The 17,064-nt window shown below is 68.7% G+C and carries 16 protein-coding genes; 10 read left to right on the forward strand and 6 right to left on the reverse strand.

What is annotated here, in order from left to right; translation table 11 throughout:
- Positions 1–123 precede the first annotated feature (123 nt).
- Together ccmB and ccmA are read right to left on the reverse strand one after the other, a co-directional pair.
- The gene (gene ccmB / locus AC1PLR_RS08100) at positions 124–819 is read right to left on the reverse strand and encodes a heme exporter protein CcmB (protein ID WP_017907306.1); all 696 of its coding nucleotides are present in this window, start codon (positions 817–819) and stop codon (positions 124–126) included.
- Positions 816–1,742: a heme ABC exporter ATP-binding protein CcmA gene (ccmA, locus tag AC1PLR_RS08105; protein WP_481103220.1), complete on the reverse strand. Its 927-nt coding sequence runs from the start codon at positions 1,740–1,742 to the stop codon at positions 816–818. The genes ccmB and ccmA overlap by 4 nt, the downstream gene beginning before the upstream one ends.
- Between ccmA and AC1PLR_RS08110 the strand changes: the two genes are divergently transcribed.
- The 4 genes from AC1PLR_RS08110 (at position 1,668) to AC1PLR_RS08125 (ending at position 4,800) form a co-directional block, all read left to right on the forward strand.
- Positions 1,668–2,816, forward strand: coding sequence for a pyridoxal phosphate-dependent aminotransferase (locus AC1PLR_RS08110; protein ID WP_481103221.1), 1,149 nt, complete (start codon positions 1,668–1,670; stop codon positions 2,814–2,816). The two genes, ccmA and AC1PLR_RS08110, sit on opposite strands and share 75 nt — an antisense overlap.
- Positions 2,817–2,889: 73 nt before the next feature.
- Positions 2,890–3,198, forward strand: a complete 309-nt coding sequence (locus AC1PLR_RS08115) for a hypothetical protein (RefSeq protein WP_010343783.1) — start codon at positions 2,890–2,892, stop codon at positions 3,196–3,198.
- The gene (locus tag AC1PLR_RS08120; RefSeq protein ID WP_481103222.1) at positions 3,195–4,022 is read left to right on the forward strand and encodes an amidohydrolase; all 828 of its coding nucleotides are present in this window, start codon (positions 3,195–3,197) and stop codon (positions 4,020–4,022) included. Before AC1PLR_RS08115 ends, AC1PLR_RS08120 begins: the two co-directional genes overlap by 4 nt.
- Before the next feature lie 340 nt (positions 4,023–4,362).
- Complete coding sequence (locus AC1PLR_RS08125; protein ID WP_010343786.1) at positions 4,363–4,800, forward strand: hypothetical protein; 438 nt, start codon at positions 4,363–4,365, stop codon at positions 4,798–4,800.
- 203 nt (positions 4,801–5,003) lie between these two features.
- Here AC1PLR_RS08125 and AC1PLR_RS08130 read toward each other — a convergent pair whose 3' ends face one another.
- On the reverse strand, positions 5,004–5,711 hold the full coding sequence (locus AC1PLR_RS08130; RefSeq protein ID WP_481069290.1) for a hypothetical protein: 708 nt from the start codon (positions 5,709–5,711) through the stop codon (positions 5,004–5,006).
- Between the two features lie 246 nt (positions 5,712–5,957).
- Between AC1PLR_RS08130 and AC1PLR_RS08135 the strand changes: the two genes are divergently transcribed.
- Positions 5,958–6,404 carry a pesticin immunity protein gene (locus AC1PLR_RS08135; RefSeq protein WP_481103223.1) on the forward strand — a complete coding sequence of 149 codons (447 nt, stop codon included), beginning with the start codon at positions 5,958–5,960 and terminating at the stop codon, positions 6,402–6,404.
- Between the two features lie 173 nt (positions 6,405–6,577).
- Here AC1PLR_RS08135 and AC1PLR_RS08140 read toward each other — a convergent pair whose 3' ends face one another.
- The 3 genes from AC1PLR_RS08140 to AC1PLR_RS08150 are packed head-to-tail and all read right to left on the reverse strand — an operon-like array spanning position 6,578 to position 10,051.
- Positions 6,578–8,116 carry a pseudouridine synthase gene (locus AC1PLR_RS08140; RefSeq protein WP_481103224.1) on the reverse strand — a complete coding sequence of 513 codons (1,539 nt, stop codon included), beginning with the start codon at positions 8,114–8,116 and terminating at the stop codon, positions 6,578–6,580.
- Entirely contained in the window at positions 8,109–9,086 is a 978-nt protein-coding gene (gene scpB, locus AC1PLR_RS08145) for an SMC-Scp complex subunit ScpB (protein ID WP_481103225.1), read from the reverse strand. The genes AC1PLR_RS08140 and scpB overlap by 8 nt, the downstream gene beginning before the upstream one ends.
- Positions 9,087–9,109: 23 nt before the next feature.
- Positions 9,110–10,051 carry a segregation and condensation protein A gene (locus AC1PLR_RS08150; protein WP_010342676.1) on the reverse strand — a complete coding sequence of 314 codons (942 nt, stop codon included), beginning with the start codon at positions 10,049–10,051 and terminating at the stop codon, positions 9,110–9,112.
- A gap of 373 nt (positions 10,052–10,424) precedes the next feature.
- Between AC1PLR_RS08150 and AC1PLR_RS08155 the strand changes: the two genes are divergently transcribed.
- The 5 genes from AC1PLR_RS08155 to AC1PLR_RS08175 all read left to right on the forward strand — a co-directional run bounded on the left by AC1PLR_RS08155 (position 10,425) and on the right by AC1PLR_RS08175 (position 17,054).
- Entirely contained in the window at positions 10,425–10,724 is a 300-nt protein-coding gene (locus AC1PLR_RS08155) for a YciI family protein (RefSeq protein WP_152182035.1), read from the forward strand.
- Positions 10,721–11,005, forward strand: a complete 285-nt coding sequence (locus AC1PLR_RS08160) for a BolA family protein (RefSeq protein ID WP_481103226.1) — start codon at positions 10,721–10,723, stop codon at positions 11,003–11,005. The genes AC1PLR_RS08155 and AC1PLR_RS08160 overlap by 4 nt, the downstream gene beginning before the upstream one ends.
- A gap of 234 nt (positions 11,006–11,239) precedes the next feature.
- Positions 11,240–12,253, forward strand: a complete 1,014-nt coding sequence (locus tag AC1PLR_RS08165) for a LacI family DNA-binding transcriptional regulator (protein ID WP_481103227.1) — start codon at positions 11,240–11,242, stop codon at positions 12,251–12,253.
- A gap of 105 nt (positions 12,254–12,358) precedes the next feature.
- The gene (locus AC1PLR_RS08170; RefSeq protein ID WP_481103228.1) at positions 12,359–15,331 is read left to right on the forward strand and encodes a TonB-dependent receptor; all 2,973 of its coding nucleotides are present in this window, start codon (positions 12,359–12,361) and stop codon (positions 15,329–15,331) included.
- A gap of 130 nt (positions 15,332–15,461) precedes the next feature.
- Positions 15,462–17,054, forward strand: a complete 1,593-nt coding sequence (locus AC1PLR_RS08175) for a glucoamylase family protein (protein WP_481103229.1) — start codon at positions 15,462–15,464, stop codon at positions 17,052–17,054.
- Positions 17,055–17,064: the final 10 nt, after the last annotated feature.

Here is a 17,064-nt window from a genome sequence, read left to right on the forward strand (position 1 = left end):
CGATTCTAGCTGGCGGAAGGCGGGCTTCGATGCGACAACTTGCGATGCGACAACGACGGAACGGCGAGGGAGCACTGCGCTTGCATGGTACGTCCGCCGCCGCGCCCGCGCTGCGCCAATGGCTCAGCTCAGCGAGATGCGGATCGCCGCGGCCGCCGCCAACGGCGCCAGCACCAGCCCCGCCACCAGGCCCGCGGCCAGCAACAGCAGGCCGCCGGCCGGATCCAGGCCCTGCGCCGCCGCCGCCACGCTGCCGGCGCCGAACACCAGCACCGGCACGTACAGCGGCAAGGCCAGCAGCGCGACCAGGATGCCGGCGCGCTTCATGCCCACCGTCAGCGCCGCGACCACCGCGCCGAGCAGGCTCAGCAGCGGGGTCCCCAGCGCCAACGATGCCAGCAGCACCGGCATGCGGTCATGTGGCAGGTGCAGCAATTCGCCGAGCAGCGGCGCGGCCACGATCAGTGGCAAGGCGGTGGTCACCCAGTGCAGCAGCACGCGCACCAGCACCAGCCAGGCCAGCGGCACCGGTGCCAGCAGCCATTGCTCCAGCGAACCGTCCTCGGCATCGCTGCGGAACAGGCTGTCCAGCGCCAGCAGGCCGGCCAGCAGCACCGCCAGCCACAGCGCGGCACCGGCCACCTCGCCGAGCAGGCGCGGCTGGTTGCCCAGCGCCAGCGCGAACAGGGCCACGATCAGCAGGGCGAACAGCGCCGGCTGCAGCGCGTCGCCGCGGCGCCGCCACAGCAGGCGCAGGTCGCGCAGCAGCAGCGCCCGGGTGGCCTGCCACAGCGAGGGAACGGGCGTGGCCAGGCTCATGCGGCGACTCCGCTCAGGGTCAGCATGCGCGTGCGCACGGGCGGGGCAGCGTAGGCGCCATGGGTGGTGACCAGGGCCGCGCCGCCGCTGCGCAGGTGCGCGGCGATCATGCGGTTGACCAGGGTGATGCCGTCCAGGTCGAGGTTGGCGTAGGGCTCGTCGAGCAGCCACAGCGGCGCCGGCGACAGCCACATCCGCGCCAGTGCCAGGCGCTTCTTCTGCCCGGCCGACAACTGCCGCACCAGGGTGTCCTCGTAGCCGGCCAGGCCGACGATGGCCAGGGCGCTGCCGGGCATCTGCTTGGCGCGGCGCCCCTGCAACCCGCATAGATAGTGCAGGTTCTCCAGGGTGCTGAGGTCGGCCTTCAGCGCGCCGAGGTGGCCCAGGTAGGCCATGAAGCGGGCGCGGTCGCCGCGCCGCACCGGGTGGCCGTCGATCTCGATGCGCCCGGCCTCGGCGCGCAGCAGGCCGACCAGCACCCGCAGCAGGGTGGTCTTGCCGGCGCCGTTGTCGCCCTGCACCAGCAGCGCCTCGCCGGCATCCAGGTGGAAGTCCAGTGGACCGAACACCGCGGCGTCGTCGCGGGCGAACGTGAGCCCGTGCGCGGCCAGCAGCGGCGGCGGGGTGTACAGCGGATCGGTCATCGGCGAAGGCCGCGGCGATGGCGCGGCGGCGGGCGGCAAGGGAAGGCGCGCATTGTATCGGCATGCGGGCGTCCGGCGGATGCCGGCGGCGGCCATGTGCGGCGATGTGCGCGCACCGCGGCAAGGGCGGCGGGCCGTTGCCGCATCGCCGGCAAGCGGCTTTGCGTACACTCGGCGTTTTCCCGCTGCCCGCAGATCCCCCGCATGCATCCGCAGACCAAGCTGCCCAAGGTGGGCACCACCATCTTCACCGTGATGTCGCAACTGGCCGCCGAGCATGGCGCGGTCAACCTGGGCCAGGGCTTTCCGGACTTCCCGGTGCCGCCGCGGCTGATCGAGGCGCTGGACCAGGCCATGCGCGACGGCCACAACCAGTACCCGCCGATGACCGGCGTGCCGGCGCTGCGCCAGGCGATCGCCGAGAAGGCGCTGCGCTGCTACGGCGCCCAGGTCGACGCCGACACCGAGGTCACCGTCACCAGCGGCGCCACCGAGGCCCTGTTCAACGCCATCCACGCGGTGGTACGCCCGGGCGAGGAAGTGATCGTGCTGGATCCGGCCTACGACAGCTACGAGCCGGCGATCGACCTGGCCGGCGCACGCGCGGTGCACGTGCCGCTGGACCCGCACACGTTCGCGGTGGACTGGGAGCGCGTACGTGCGGCGATCACCCCGCGCACCCGGCTGCTGATGCTCAACAGCCCGCACAACCCGTCCGGGGCGATGTTCGGTGCCGACGACCTGCAGGCGGTGACCGAGCTGCTGCGCGGCAGCGACATCTTCCTGATCTCCGACGAGGTCTACGAGCACATCGTGTTCGACGGCCGCCGCCACGAGTCGGTGCTGCGCTGGCCGGAACTGCGCGAGCGCGCCTTCGTCGTCTCCAGCTTCGGCAAGACCTACCACTGCACCGGCTGGAAGATCGGCTACGCGATCGCGCCCCCGGCGCTCAGCGCCGAGTTCCGCAAGGTCCACCAGTACAACACCTTCGCCAGCTTCGGCCCGGCCCAGCACGCCTTCGCCGCGATGATCCGCGAGGAGCCGGAGCACGACGAGCAACTCGGCGCGTTCTACCAGGCCAAGCGCGACCGCTTCCGCGAACAATTGCTGGGCACCCGGCTGAAGCCGCTGCCGGTGCCGGGCGGCTACTTCCAGCTCGTGGACTATTCGGCGGTCAGCGACCTGCCCGACACCGAGTTCGTGAAGTGGCTGACCATCGAGAAGGGCGTGGCGGCGATCCCGCTGTCGCCGTTCTACCAGGACCCGCCGCCCGCCCAGCGCCTTGCCCGGCTGTGCTTCGCCAAGAACGAGGCGACGCTGGATGCGGCGATCGAGCGCTTACGCGCGCTGTAGCGCGCGTAAGCGCCGGGATTGGGGATTCGGGAATGGGGAATCGTAGAAGCGGGTTCCTGGGGCGGGGTCGGGCATGTCGGTGGCAGGCATCTATTTCGGGGTGACGTTTGGGCTGGCGGCGGTCTGCGCGGTGGTCGACGGGGCGCTGTTCTACGGGCATGTGCTGACCGGTCTGGCTGATCGTGGCCAGCGGGTGGGGATGGATTTCAGCGTGGTGCCGTTCCGGCGGCAGGCCTATGTGGACCGCTACCTCGCGCTGTTGACGCCGCAGGAGCGGGGCACGCTGGCCAACCGCCTGGTACGCCATCTGCCATGGGTAACGCCTACACTGGGCCTGCTGTGCCTGGTCGGCACGATCTGCATCGGAGTACGTTGGGGATGACACAGGTGGCACAGGATCTGAGGATCTCGTTGGTCCAGGGCGATACCCGCTGGCACGATCCGGCCGGCAACCGCGCGCATTACGCCGAATTGCTGGCGCCGCTGGCCGGCGTCACCGATCTGGTGGTCCTGCCGGAGACCTTCACCAGCGGCTTCTCCAACGATGCGCTGGCGCAGGCCGAGGACATGGACGGGCCGACCGTGGCGTGGATCCGCGAGCAGGCGGCGCGGCTGGGTGCGGCGGTGACCGGCAGCGTGCAGTTGCGCGTGCCCGACGCCGCTGGCGAGGCCAAGGTGTTCAACCGCCTGCTGTGGGTCACGCCGGACGGCGCGTTGCAGCATTACGACAAGCGGCATCTGTTCCGTTACGGCAACGAGCACCTGCGCTATGCCGCCGGGCGCGCGCGCCTGTGTGTGGAATGGAAGGGCTGGCGGATCAATCCGCAGGTCTGCTACGACCTGCGCTTTCCGGTGTTCTGCCGCAACCGCTACGACGTCGAACGCCCGGGTCAGCTGGATTTCGACCTGCAGCTGTTCGTCGCCAACTGGCCGTCGGCGCGCGCCTACGCCTGGCGCACGCTGCTGCGCGCTCGCGCGATCGAGAACCTGTGCTTCGTGGCCGCGGTCAACCGCGTCGGCGTGGACGGCAACGAGCTTCACTACGCCGGCGACAGCGCGGTGATCGATTTCCTCGGCCAGCCGCAACTGGAAATCCGCGAGCGCGAGCAGGTCGCCACCACCACCATCTCCGCCGCGGCGCTGGCGGCGCATCGCGCGCGCTTCCCGGCCATGCTCGATGCGGACGCCTTCAGCCTGGACGACTAGCCTCCGGCTCCAGTGACGACGAAAACCTCATCTTGCTATTTCCGAGGACGCCTGTCGTAGGAGCGGCTTCAGCCGCGACCGGCCTTCTGGCTACGCCTGTCGCGGCTGAAGCCGCGCCTACAAAAGCGACGGCGCTCAGGCAGAGGTATGGCAAACGGATTTCAGAGACGTTTGGCCCCGGCCTCGCCTCCTGCCTGTGTTCCGGCCAGGCCGGGGCCGGCCGTGCCGCCGCGAGTGGAAATGCCTGCTGAACGCACCCGCGGCGCCCTGACAGCCTTGTCGCGACCACGACACTCCCGTTGCTACGCTCGCGCCTCGTCCTCCCACCGGTAATGCCCACATGATCAAGTCGCTTTCTCTGCTCGCACTGCTGGGCGCGGCCGCCCTGGCGCCGCAGGCCCAGGCCGCGGGCAACATCGATTGCAAGCTGTCCTTCAACCTGTCCGGCTGGTCGGTGTTCTACAAGACCGCCAAGGGCACCGGCACCATCACCTGCAACGACGGCGCGGTGATCCCGGTCAAGATCAGCAGCAAGGGCGGTGGCCTGACGGTCGGCAAGTCGAAGATCGTCGGCGGCCGCGGCACCTTCAGCGGCGCTTACAGCCTCAACGACCTGTTCGGCACCTATGCCGCCGCCGAAGCCCATGCGGGCGTGGTGAAGTCCAGCACCGCGCAGGTTGTTACCAAGGGCGACATCTCGCTGGCCCTGGCCGGCACCGGCGAGGGCGTCGACCTCGGCGTCAACGTCGGCAACTTCGTGATCGAGCGCCGTCGGTAAGCCGCCACGTCCTGCGTGCGCTGCGGCGCAGGCAGAACCGACACAAGGCGAAGAAAGCAAAAAATCCAGGCGCATCGCGCCTGGATTTTTTTTAGGTCAACGGGTTCCACAGCCGCGCGCCGATGCCCGCCGTGTGCCGGAAGTGCGATGCGACCCGCCAACGCGCGCCCTCGACGAGGACGCGCTGCGCGCGCACTGCGCGCTTACTGCTGCGCGAACACCCAGGCCAACTGGCCGCGCACCGGTTCCGGCGTCGCCAGTGCCTGGCGATACAGCGTGCGTGCGGTCCAGCAGGCGTCCTCGTCGTTGGCCGTGGCGATTTGCGGCAATACCCGCATCAGGCGCTGCTGCTGATCGGCAGGCAGTGATTTGACCAGGGTGCCCATCGCCGCCTGGATCTGCTGCGGCGCCACCGGCTGGGCCGGGGTCTTGTTCAACTCCGCATCGGTGGCCTTCAGCGAGACGTCGAACCAGCGATCGATCTGCGCCTGCGGCAGCTTTTCCAGGCCCGACAACATCGCCGCGCTCAACGCCTGCGCGTCGTTGGGATTGCCGCCGCGGGCCAGCACCGCGCACTGCGGCACGTCGACCTTGTCGCTGACCTGCGACAGGATCTCCAGGCGCTGTTCCAGCGTGGCGTGGTCCAGCCGCGCGATGCCGTTCTGCGCCAGTTGGAACCCGGCCTGCTGCGCCTGCGGGCCGCTCTGCTTGAGCAGCGCCACGTAGCGCGGATCGTTGGCCAGCTTGCGCAGCATGCGATCGAACGGCGCGTGCAGCGGCGAGCTGGCGGGGTAGGGGTTTTGCGCCGCGGCGATCTCTTCCTGGGCCTTCTGCTGCGCCTTCTGGCAGGCGGCGAGGCTCAGCACGCCGGCGATCAGCAGCGGCAGGGCGATCTTCATCTTCCGTGTCATCGGGATTCCTGGTCGGTGAGGGGCGGCCACCCGCGGCGGCCGCCGGATGCGTGAGGATATCGGCTTCGTCCGCGCAGGGCGAACGGCGCGATGGCGGTCGCCCTGGTATCGCCACACGCATGTCGTGCCATGGCGGGGACACCATCGGGGGGCGCTTCGGCTGCAGCCGTCACGGCCCGCTCCATTGAGTGCCGGCGTTCCCGGCGCCTATCATCCGATCCTGCCTCTGCACGCGAGATCGTCCGCATGAGCCCCGGAATGCTTGTTGGCCTTGCCGCGCTTGGCCTCGGCGCTTCGTCCCCGAGCGCGCCGCCGCAGGCGGGCATCACGGACGCGGTCATCCAGCATCTGGACCTGACCTCGTTCCCCAACTCGGTCGGCCCGCGCCGCCTGCCGGGGAAGACGACGTTCGCGGACTATGGCTTCGTGGATGTCACGAAAACCGCCGATGGCGCGCGCCTGCTCCAGACCGACAAGGGCTGGATGATGCGCTTCGAGGTGCTGTCGGCCGATGCCACGTCCGTGCGCCTGTGCTTCCATGACACGGGATTGGCCAAGCCCGGCAAGCCACGCGCCCCCAGCTACAACGCAACCTCGGCGTTGCTGGTTTCGACAGCGTCTCAGGGCACGTGGACCGCCAGGCAGGTCCCCGCGGGGTTTGCGAACTGCAAGAACGATCCTGACGACGCGTGAGTGCACGGGCGGCCACGATGTGCGCCGTCGCATGTGCGTGAGATGGATGCTGTGGCCTGGCCGCGCCGCCGGCCCCCGCTGTCGATAACGCTTTCTACGCAACAGGGCGCCGCTTGCGCAGGCGCCCTGTCGGGTGCGGTGCGCGCCGACGCACGATGCGCCGGCGCCGCGACTCAGCCGCCGCGCGGACCGCGGTTGCCGCCGCCACCGGGACGGCCACCGCCACCCGGGCGGCCGCCGGCCGGGCGATTGCCGCCGCCGGGACGTCCGCCCGGACCCGGGCCGCGCTTCTGACCGCCGGCCGGGCGCGCGGCGCGCGGCGCGGCGCCGTAGGGGTTGAAGCCCGGGGTGGCGTGGTCGGAGGGGAAGCTCGGCGCGTTGCCCGGATGCCCGTAGGGATGCGCCTTGCGCTGCTGGCCCTGGCCCGGACCGCGGCCCTGGCCGGCGCCCGCACCGGCGCCGGCACCGGCCGGACGCGGCTTGGCGTAGGGACGTCCCTGACCCTGGCCACGACCGCCTGGACCGGCGTTGCGGTGGCCGGTCGGGCCGGTGCTGACGCCATCGGGCACGTACCAGGTGCGGAACGCGGCCGGGTTGCCGTCCGGCAGCGGCTTGGGGCCCTTCGGCGTGCGCTGCTTGAACGGCTTCTGCGATTGCTTGGCGGCCATTTCGCCGCTCACGGTCAGGCCGCCATGCGGCTTCTTGCCGCCGCGGCCGCGGCCGCGGTCCTCGCGGAAGGTGTCGAAGCGACGCAGCTCGCGGCCTTCGTCGGCGGTGTTGTGGCCGTTGACGTAGGCGTTGCCGCCGCGGCCGACCTGCACGGTGGCCTTGGCCGCCTTGCGCTGGCCGATCACCGGCTGCAGGGTCAGCGCCGACGGGGTGCCTTCCTCCAGCTTCAGCTCGGCGCGCAGCGCCTCGACCTTGTCCTGCGCCAGCTCGACCGAGTGCCCGCGCAGCAGTTCGCGCGGCAGCGCGATCTTGCCGTAGCGGGTGCGCTTGAGCCGGCTGACCTGGCAGCCCTGCGATTCCCACAGGCGCCGCACTTCGCGGTTGCGGCCTTCCTTGACCACCACCCGGAACCAGTCGTGCGAGTCGGTGCCGCCGATGCGTTCGATCTCGTCGAACTTGGCGCCGCCGTCCTCCAGCAGCACGCCGCGCGAGAGCCGCTCGATCATGCTGTCGGGCACGGTCTCTTCGCCTTCCGGGGCGCGCACCCGCACCACGTACTCGCGCTCGATCTCGTAGGAGGGGTGCATCATCGCGTTGGCCAGCTCGCCGTCGGTGGTGAGCAGCAGCAGGCCGGTGGTGTTGATGTCCAGGCGGCCGATCGCGATCCAGCGCGCGCCCTTCAGCGCCGGCAGCGCCTCGAAGATGGTCGGGCGGCCTTCGGGATCTTCGCGCGTGGTCACTTCGCCTTCGGGCTTGTTGTAGATCAGCACGCGCGAGGGCTCGGTCAGCGCGCTGGCGACGAAGCTGCGGCCGTCCAGCTCGATCTTGTCGCCGCTGCGGATCGACATGCCGGTCTGCGCGACCTCGCCGTTGACCTTGACCAGGCCGTCGGCGATGCGCTGTTCCAGCGCCCGGCGCGAGCCCAGCCCGGCCTGGGCCAGGACCTTGTGCAGGCGTTCTTCCAGTTTCGGCTGCTCGGCGGCAGCGGCGTCGCGCTTGAGCGAGAGCTTGTTCAACGACAGCTTGCGGGAGGTGTCACTCATTTACTTGGCTCCGGCCGGCGCGTTGCGCGTCGGCCTGTGGTTCGGAATCGGCATCGTCAACAGCCACGGTCGTCGTCGCGACGGCGTTGTCTTCGGCTTCGTTCGCATCCGCCGCGCGCTCTCCCGGCGCGGCTTCGGGTTCGCCCGTCGGGGCGGTCGTGGGATCCGTGGCCGTCGGCGCGTCGGCGTCGTCGGTCGCGGGGGTGTGCGGTGCTGCGGTGTCGCTTGTGTCTGCTGCGTCGGCATCTGCGTCTGCGGCCGTGTCTGCCTGCGCCGTCGCGCCGGGCGCGGCGGATTCCCCGTCAGCCGCGGCCTGCGTCGTGCTGCCGTCCTGGTCGCCTTGGTCGCCCTGATCGGCGCCGTCGCCCGGCGCGGCGTCGGCCTGGGCCATGTCGCCGACCGGCAGCGCGTCGCGGTCCAGCGGCAGTTGCGGTTCCAGTTCGCCGATGTCCTTGAGTTCGGACAGCGGCGGCAGTTCGTCCAGGCGCTTGAGCCCGAAATAGTCCAGGAAGGTCTTGGTGGTGCCGAACAGCGCCGGCTTGCCCGGCACGTCGCGGTGCCCGACCACGCGGATCCATTCGCGCTCTTCCAGCGCCTGGATGATGTTGCTGCTGACCGCCACGCCGCGCACCTGCTCGATCTCGCCGCGGGTGATCGGCTGCCGGTAGGCGATCAGCGCCAGGGTCTCCAGCGTGGCACGGGTGTAGCGGGTCTTGCGCTCGGTCCACAGCCGCGCCACCCAGGCGTGCACGTCGCTGCGCACCTGATAGCGGAATCCGGAGGCCACTTCCACCAGTTCCACGCCGCGGCCCTCGCAGGCCTCGCGCAGCAGTTCCAGCGCGCGCTCGATGCTGCCCGGCGGCGCGGGTTCCTCCTCCGGGAACAGGCCGTGCAACTGCGCCAGCGGCAACGGCTGGTTGGCGGCGAGCAGGGCGGCCTCGACGATGCGGTTGATCAGCGCTTGATCCATGCGGGGGCGGGTTCTCGGTGGACTCAGGTGGTGGCGTCGGCGGCGTCGCTGTCGTCGAACTCGCTGTTGAACTGCAGCGGCGCGTTGGTGTTGCCCAGCGCCAGCGACTTGACGTAGATCGGTGGCATCGGCGGCCGCTCGGTGGCCTCGGCGGGGACGTGCGCCAGCGGCTCCTGGACGATGTCCAGCAACTGCTCCTTGGCCAGTTCCAGCAGCGCCAGGAAGGTGACCAGCACGCCGAGCTTGCCTTCCTCAGCACTGAACAGCGATTCGAAACGGTGGAACTTGCCGTCGTCCAGACGGCCCAGCACGTCGCCCATGCGCTGGCGCACGCTCAGGGCCTCGCGCTTGATCGCGTGGCCGCTGAACAGTTCGGCGCGCTTGAGCACGTCGTACAGCGCCAGCAGCATTTCCTTGAGCTCCACCGGCGGCGGCAGCTTGACCGCAGCACGGTCCGGCACGTGGGCGTGCACCGGGGTGGTGTCGCGATCCTGCCGCGGCAGCGCGTCGATGTCTTCGGCCGCCTGCTTGAAGCGCTCGTACTCCTGCAAGCGGCGGACCAGTTCCGCGCGCGGGTCCACTTCCTCGCCGTCCTCGGCCGGCGGCCGCGGCAGCAGCATCCGCGACTTGATCTCGGCCAGGATCGCGGCCATCACCAGGTATTCGGCCGCCAGTTCGAAGCGCAGCTCCTGCATCACGTTGATGTAGTCCACGTACTGCCGGGTGATCTCGGCGACTGGGATGTCCAGGATGTCCAGGTTCTGCCGGCGGATCAGGTACAGCAGCAGGTCCAGTGGGCCTTCGAACGCGTCCAGGATCACTTCCAGCGCATCCGGCGGGATGTACAGATCCTGCGGGATCTGCAGCACCGGCTGCCCATGCACGACCGCCAGCGGCATTTCCTGCTGCTGTGGCGGGGTCGTCTGGGTTGGCGGGTTCGCGTCGAGCGCGAGTTCGGAAGTCATCGGTTGGACATCGGTGTTGCGGTGGCGAAGGGCCGGGCAGGCGCGACCCGGCGCGGCTCCTTGCCGACAGTGCTGCGGTTCAAGGGCGCGTCGTCCCCGCAACGCGCTCGGTACTTCAACAAGACACACGACGCACGCCACGCGTGTCGCGGCGGCGGGACCTACGGAGGAGGACGTCTGCGCGGGCGGTGTCAGGCAGCGAATCGGTCGTCGGAAGGGGCTTGGGGTCGCCGATCACCGACGGGCCGCTGCATCCGGCCGCGTGCAATGGGACCAAGGGTAATGCGCCGGCGGGGTCGGTGTCCAGCGCCGCCGCGCCGGGCCAGGTCCTACAATGCCATGTCCATAGAGAAGGTATGAGGGCGGAGACGCGATGTGGTACGTGATCGAGGGGTACGACGTGGCCGATGCGCTGCCGCGGCGGGCGGCGGCGCGGCCGGCGCACCTGCAGCGGCTGACCCAGTTGCAGGAGGCCGGGCGGCTGTTGCTGGCCGGGCCGTGCCCGGCGATCGACGCCGAGGATCCGGGTCCAGCCGGCTTCAGCGGCAGCCTGGTGGTGGCCGCGTTCGACTCGCTGGCCGAGGCGCGGGCCTGGGCCGAGGCCGACCCGTATGTCGACGCCGGCGTCTATGCGCGGGTCGAGGTGCGGCCGTTCCGCAAGGTGCTGCCATGAGCCAGCTCGGCGCCGAGCGGGTGGCGCGGATCCGCGCCGCGCTGGAGGCGGCGTTCGCGCCGCAGGCGCTGGAGGTGGAGGACGACAGCCACCGTCATGCCGGCCACGCCGGCGCGCGCGATGGCCGGGGGCATTTCAATGTCCGCGTGGTCAGTGCGGCCTTTGCCGGAATGGGGCCGTTGGCCCGGCACCGCGCCGTCTACGCGGCGCTGGGCGAGATGATGCAGACCGATATCCATGCGCTGTCGATCCGCGCCGAGGTGCCGGGCACGGGCGGCTGACGCGCGCGGCGGGTGGGGTGCCGCTGGCCGAAACGGGGTGGGCACCCCGTGCAGAACCGGAATCTGCACCTGGATTATGTTGCACTGCGGTACGATTCGGGCCGGTTTCGCATTATCCAAGTGTCTGAAACACAATGATTTTATTGGGAAAATAACAAAAGGCTTCTGCCTCGCGCTGAAAACGATTACAGTCCGCGCCAGTTTCTCAAGGTCTCTGCCGCGGAGGGCGGCACGATGGCGAAGAGCGCGGTCACCATCAAAGATGTCGCACGCGAGGCCCGGGTCTCCGTGGCCACCGTGTCGCGTGCGCTCAACGGCCACGAGAACGTGGCCGCGCCGGTTCGGACCCTGGTGCTGGAAGTGGCCGAGCGCCTGCGCTACAGCCCGCATGCGGCCGCGCGCAGCCTCAGCAGCCGCCGCACCCAGACCCTGGGGGTGGTGCTGCCCGACCTGTACGGCGAATTCTTCTCCGAACTGATCCGCGGCATCGATGGCGCCGCCCGCGCGCGCCGCCAGCACCTGCTGGTGTCCAGCTACCACGGCGACCCGGAAGAGCAGGGGCGGGCGCTGCGGGCGATGCGCGGCCGCGTCGACGGCCTGCTGGTGCTGTCGCCGTACGCCGAGCGCCCGGGCTTCCTCACCGACAACCTGCCGCAGGCGTTGCCGACGGTGTTGATCAACACCCACCTGCCGGGCACCGAGTACCCGGTGCTGAGCATCGACGACCATGCCGGCGCGGTGGCGATGACCGAACACCTGCTGGCGATGGGGCATCGCCGCATCGCCTTCATCGGCGGCCCGGAACTGAACTTCGACGCGCGCGAACGCCTGCGCGGCTTCCGCGACGCCATCGCGCGTCATTCCGGCGAGGCGCACGGCCAGGAGTTTCCGGGCGACTTCGACGAGGCTTCCGGATACCGCGCGGGGCAGGCGATGCTGCAGGCCGGCACGCTGCCCGATGCGGTGTTCGCCGCCAACGACATGACCGCGCTCGGCTGCCTCTACGCCTTCACCCAGAGCGGCGTGCGCGTGCCCAACGACATCGCGCTGGCCGGCTTCGACGACATTCCGCTGGCGCGTTTCGTTCACCCGTCTCTCACCACCATGCGCGTCAGCATCGCCGGGCTTGGTGAGCAGGCGATGCATCGCCTGCTGCAACTGATCGATCGGCCCGACGCCGACGAACGGCAGCGGCAGACCCTGGTTCCTACGTTGGTCGTGCGCGATTCCAGCACGGCCCGTTCCTGATGCGACGCGGTGTTCCGCGCCGCATCGCTTGTTCCACTTCGTTCCATCGAAGCACCACGCACCACCCATAACGAGCATCACGTCTTCCTGGAGGGAAAACCCCACATGCAACACACCCCGCACTCCGCCCGGCCCACGCGCAAGCTGTTGAGCTGCGCCCTCGCCAGTTGCCTGCTGCTGGGCGCCGCGCCGGCGTTCGCGCAAAGCACCGGCGCCACCATCCGCGGCCAGGTCAAGGTCGATTCGGCGCCGGCCGCGTCCGCGCAGGTCACCGCCACCAACCTGGCCACCGGTCTGAGCCGCAGCGTGCAGGCCAACAACGGCGTGTACTCGGTCGGCGGCCTGCCGCCGGGCTCCTATCGCATCGACGTCACCGCCGACGGCAAGACCACCTCGCAGAACGTCACCGTGCAGGTCGGCCAGACCGCCACCCTGGATCTGGGCGTGGGCGGCGAAGCGGCCACCGCCAACGGGCAGGGCGCGACCACGCTGGACGCGGTGCAGGTGCAGGCGCCGCCGGTGCTGGTGGAAACCCGCACCTCGGAGAACGCCACCTACATTTCCAACGTGCAGATCGAGAAGCTGCCGCAGGCCACGCGCAACTTCCTGGAGTTGGCCGACAGCGTGCCGAGCGTGCAGTTCCAGCGCGACGCCAAGGGCAACACCACGGTGCGCTCCGGCGCGACCTCGGCCAACGGCACCAACGTCTACATCGACGGCATCAGTCAGAAGAACTACGTGCTGACCGGTGGCGTCAGCGGCCAGGATTCCAGCCGTGGCAACCCGTTCCCGCAGTCGGCGATCGGCGAGTACAAGGTCATCACCTCCAACTACAAGGCCGAGTTCGACCAGGTCAGCAGCGCGGCGATCGTGGCCTCGACCAAGTCCGGCACCAACGATTTCCACGGCAGCTTCTTCTGGGATACGACCAACGACGACTGGCGCGCCGAAAGCCCGCTGGAGCGCAAGGCCGGCCAGCGCGACGACTTCTCCGAGACCCAGTACGGCGCCACCTTCAGCGGCCCGATCCTCAAGGACCGCGCGCATTTCTTCGTGGCCTACGAGGCCAAGGAATACACCACGCCGAACACGGTGATCCCGGGCGGCATCTACGCCGACCGCGTCGACCAGTTGCCGGCGCAGCTGCAGCCGCTGGTCGCCACCTACAGCACCCCGTTCAAGGAAGACCTGTACTTCGGCAAGATCGACTGGACCCTGGGCGACAACAACCTGTTCGAACTGACCGGCAAGTACCGCAAGGAAGACGAGCTGTCTGACATCGGTGAAACCACCACCTACCAGCACGGCAGCAGCAACGGGCAGAAGGAAAAGCGCGCCAACCTGCGCTGGCAGTACAGCGGCGAGGCCTTCCTCAACGACCTGAACCTGAGCTACGAGAGCGCGTTCTGGACCCAGACCCCGCTCAACGACGGCAACGGCTACGTGTTGTCCTACGTGCCGCAGGCCGGCAACGAGACCACCATCCTCAGCGCCGGCGCCGGCAGCAGCTTCCAGAACAAGGGCCAGAAGGGCTGGACCCTGCAGGACGACCTGACCCTCAACAGCCTCGAGTGGCACGGCAGCCACACCATCAAGATGGGTGTGAAGTACAAGGACATCCAGCTCGATTCCACCCAGATCAATCCGGCCAATCCGCAGTACTACTACAACATCCTCAGCGATGTCGACACGCCGTACCGGGTGCGCTTCGGCGACACCGGCGACGGCGGTTCGGTGCAGTCGCAGAACAAGCAGTACGGCATCTACCTGCAGGACGACTGGGAGGTCAACGAGCACCTGACCCTGAACCTGGGCGTGCGCTACGACTACGAGAAGACCCCGTCTTTCCTCGACTTCGTCACCCCGGCCGACGTCGCCAGCGCGCTGCTGAACTGGCGCAACCTGGACAACGCCAACTACGACATCGCCAACTACATCAGCACCGGCAACAACCGCAAGGCGTTCAAGGACGCCTGGCAGCCGCGCCTGGGCTTCTCCTACGACCTGTTCGGCGACCAGGCGCACGTGATCTACGGCGGTGCCGGCCGCGCCTACGACCGCAACCTGTTCGACTACCTGGCGCTGGAGCAGCTCAACAACAACTTCCGCTCCTACAGCTACTACTTCAGCAGCGCCAACACGCCGTGCCTCGGCCAGCCGTGCGTGGCCTGGGACCCGAGCTATGCGACCCAGGCCGGCCTGAACGGGCTGGCCGCCTCCACCAGCGCCGGCACCGGCGGCGGCCGCGAGGTGTACCTGATCGACAACAACATCAAGGTGCCGTACTCCGACCAGTTCAGCCTGGGCATGCGCAACATGCTGCATTTCTGGGGCAACGACTGGTACACGGACGTGACCCTGAGCCGCATCGTCAGCGAGGACGGCTTCGTGTTCCTGCGCGGCAATCGCCGTGCCGACGGTTCGTTCTTCCTGCCCGGCACCACCTCCGGCGTGCCCACCGACTCGCCCAACGGCTACAGCGCGATCGTGCTCGGCACCAACGGCCTGAAGACGCGCAACAACCAGCTGGCGCTGAAGCTGGACAAGCCCTACGACAAGGAATCGGGCTGGGGCCTGACCGTGGCCTATACCTTCTCCGACGCGAAGGAGAACCGTCAGTACGGCGAGCATTACGCGCTGGACCAGCCGTCGATGGCCGGCTACGGCTGGCGTGAGGCCGGCGGCATTCCGAAGAACCGCCTGGTGGTCACCGGCATCTACGACCTGCCGTACGACATCACCCTGTCGGCCAAGCTGTCGCTGGCCAGCCAGACCCCGCGCTACGGCACCAACTGCCTGGCGGGCAACGACCAGTGCTATATCATCCAGTACAAGCCGGACGCCACGCTGGGCTACAAGGAATTCAGCCTGGCGGCGAACAAGGAATGGGACACCGGGTCGGGCATCAAGTTCAATGTGCGTGCCGATGTCATCAATCTGTTCAACTGGACCAACTACGCGGACTACAACACCGACACCGGCACCTATGCCGACCTGAATACGGCGTTTGGTTCGCCGAGCGGCGTGCTTGCCTCGCCGATGCGGACGTTCAAGCTGTCGTTCGGTTTGAACTGGTAAGCAAGGTCGCCGCGGCTCCCCTCCGACGGGGGCCGCGGCGATGCGAAAGTGGGTTATTTTTTGCGGGCGTGTAAACGATTTCACGGGGGGCGGGATGAAGAAGCAGCGCAGTTTCATCAGGTTTTCGCTGATGCTGATGGCAGCAGGGGTGCTGCTGACGGCGTGCAAGAAGACCGACGAGGAGCCGAAGGCGGTGGAAAAGAAGCCGGTCAAGGTCATCCTGGTCGAGGCCGAGTTGCCGCCGAAGCTGCTGAAGCCGGAACTGCCCCCACTGTTCGAGGACATCGAACGCCGCACCTTCCAGTTCTTCTGGGACACCACCAACGAGCAGAACGGCATGGCGGTGGACCGCTACCCGTCGCGCCCGTTCGCCTCCATCGCCTCGATCGGTTTCGCCCTGACCGTGTATCCGATCGGTTATGAAAATGGCTGGATCAGCCGCGAGCAGGCGGTGCAGCGCACCCTCACCACGCTGCGCTTCCTGCGCGACGTGCCGGTCGGCCCGCAGCGTACCGGCCGTGCCGGCTACAAGGGCTTCTACTACCACTTCCTGGACATGCAGAAAGGGCTGCGCTACGACCAGTGGGTGGAATTGTCGACCATCGATACCGCGCTGCTGATGATGGGCGTGCTGTTCGCCCAGTCCTACTATGACGGCGACACGGCCGACGAGAAGGAGATCCGCCAGATCGCCGATACCCTGTACCGGCGCGTGGACTGGCCCTGGATGCAGCAGCGCAAGCCGCTGATCACGATGGGCTGGTATCCCGAGCGCGGCTTCATCCAGCACGACTGGATGGGCTACAACGAAGGCATGATGGTGTATCTGCTGGCGTTGGGTTCGCCCACCCATCCGATCGAGCCGGACGCGTGGCAGGAATGGACCCGCACCTACAACAAGGACTGGGGCGTGTACTACGGCCAGGAGTACCTGGCGTTCGGTCCGTTGTTCGCGCACCAGTACAACCACGTCTGGATCGACTTCCGCGACATCCAGGACCAGTACATGCGCGAGCATGGCATCGACTACTTCCTCAACAGCCGCCGCGCCACGCTGGCGCAGCGCGAGTACGCCATCGACAATCCGATGAAGTGGAAGGAGTACGGCGAGAACGTGTGGGGCCTGACCGCCAGCGACGGTCCGCAGAACACCACCCAGGAGTACCGCGGCGAGCAGCGCCAGTTCTTCCACTACCGCACCCGCGGCGCCGGCCTGTTCGAGGCCTTCGACGACGGCACCATCGCGCCGACCGCGGCGGTGTCCTCGATCGTGTTCGCGCCGGAGGTGGTGATTCCGGCGACCCAGGAAATGCACAAGCGCTTCGGCGACTTCCTGTATTCGAGCTACGGCTTCCTGGATTCGTTCAACCCCAGCTTCAACTACGATATTCCGCTCAAGACCGGCCGCATGATTCCCAACCGCGGCTGGGTGGCCGGCGACTACATCGGCATCGACCAGGGTGCGATCGTCACCATGATCGCCAACTACCGCAACGAGTTCGTCTGGAACGTGATGAAGAAGAACAAGTACCTGCGCACCGGGCTGGAACGCGCCGGCTTCACCGGCGGCTGGCTGACCCCGGAGGGCGAGGCCCAACCGCTGCCCAAGAAGGACGAGCAGGCGGCCAATGCACGTGCGCTGGGCATCGCCGAGTCGCGTGCCGCCGCCGCCGCCGAGGCGCAGTCCAACCCCGCCCAGCGCCAGCCGCAGCAGCCGGAATGAGCACAGCACG

It is taken from the genome of Xanthomonas sp. NCPPB 3570, from assembly GCF_056725115.1.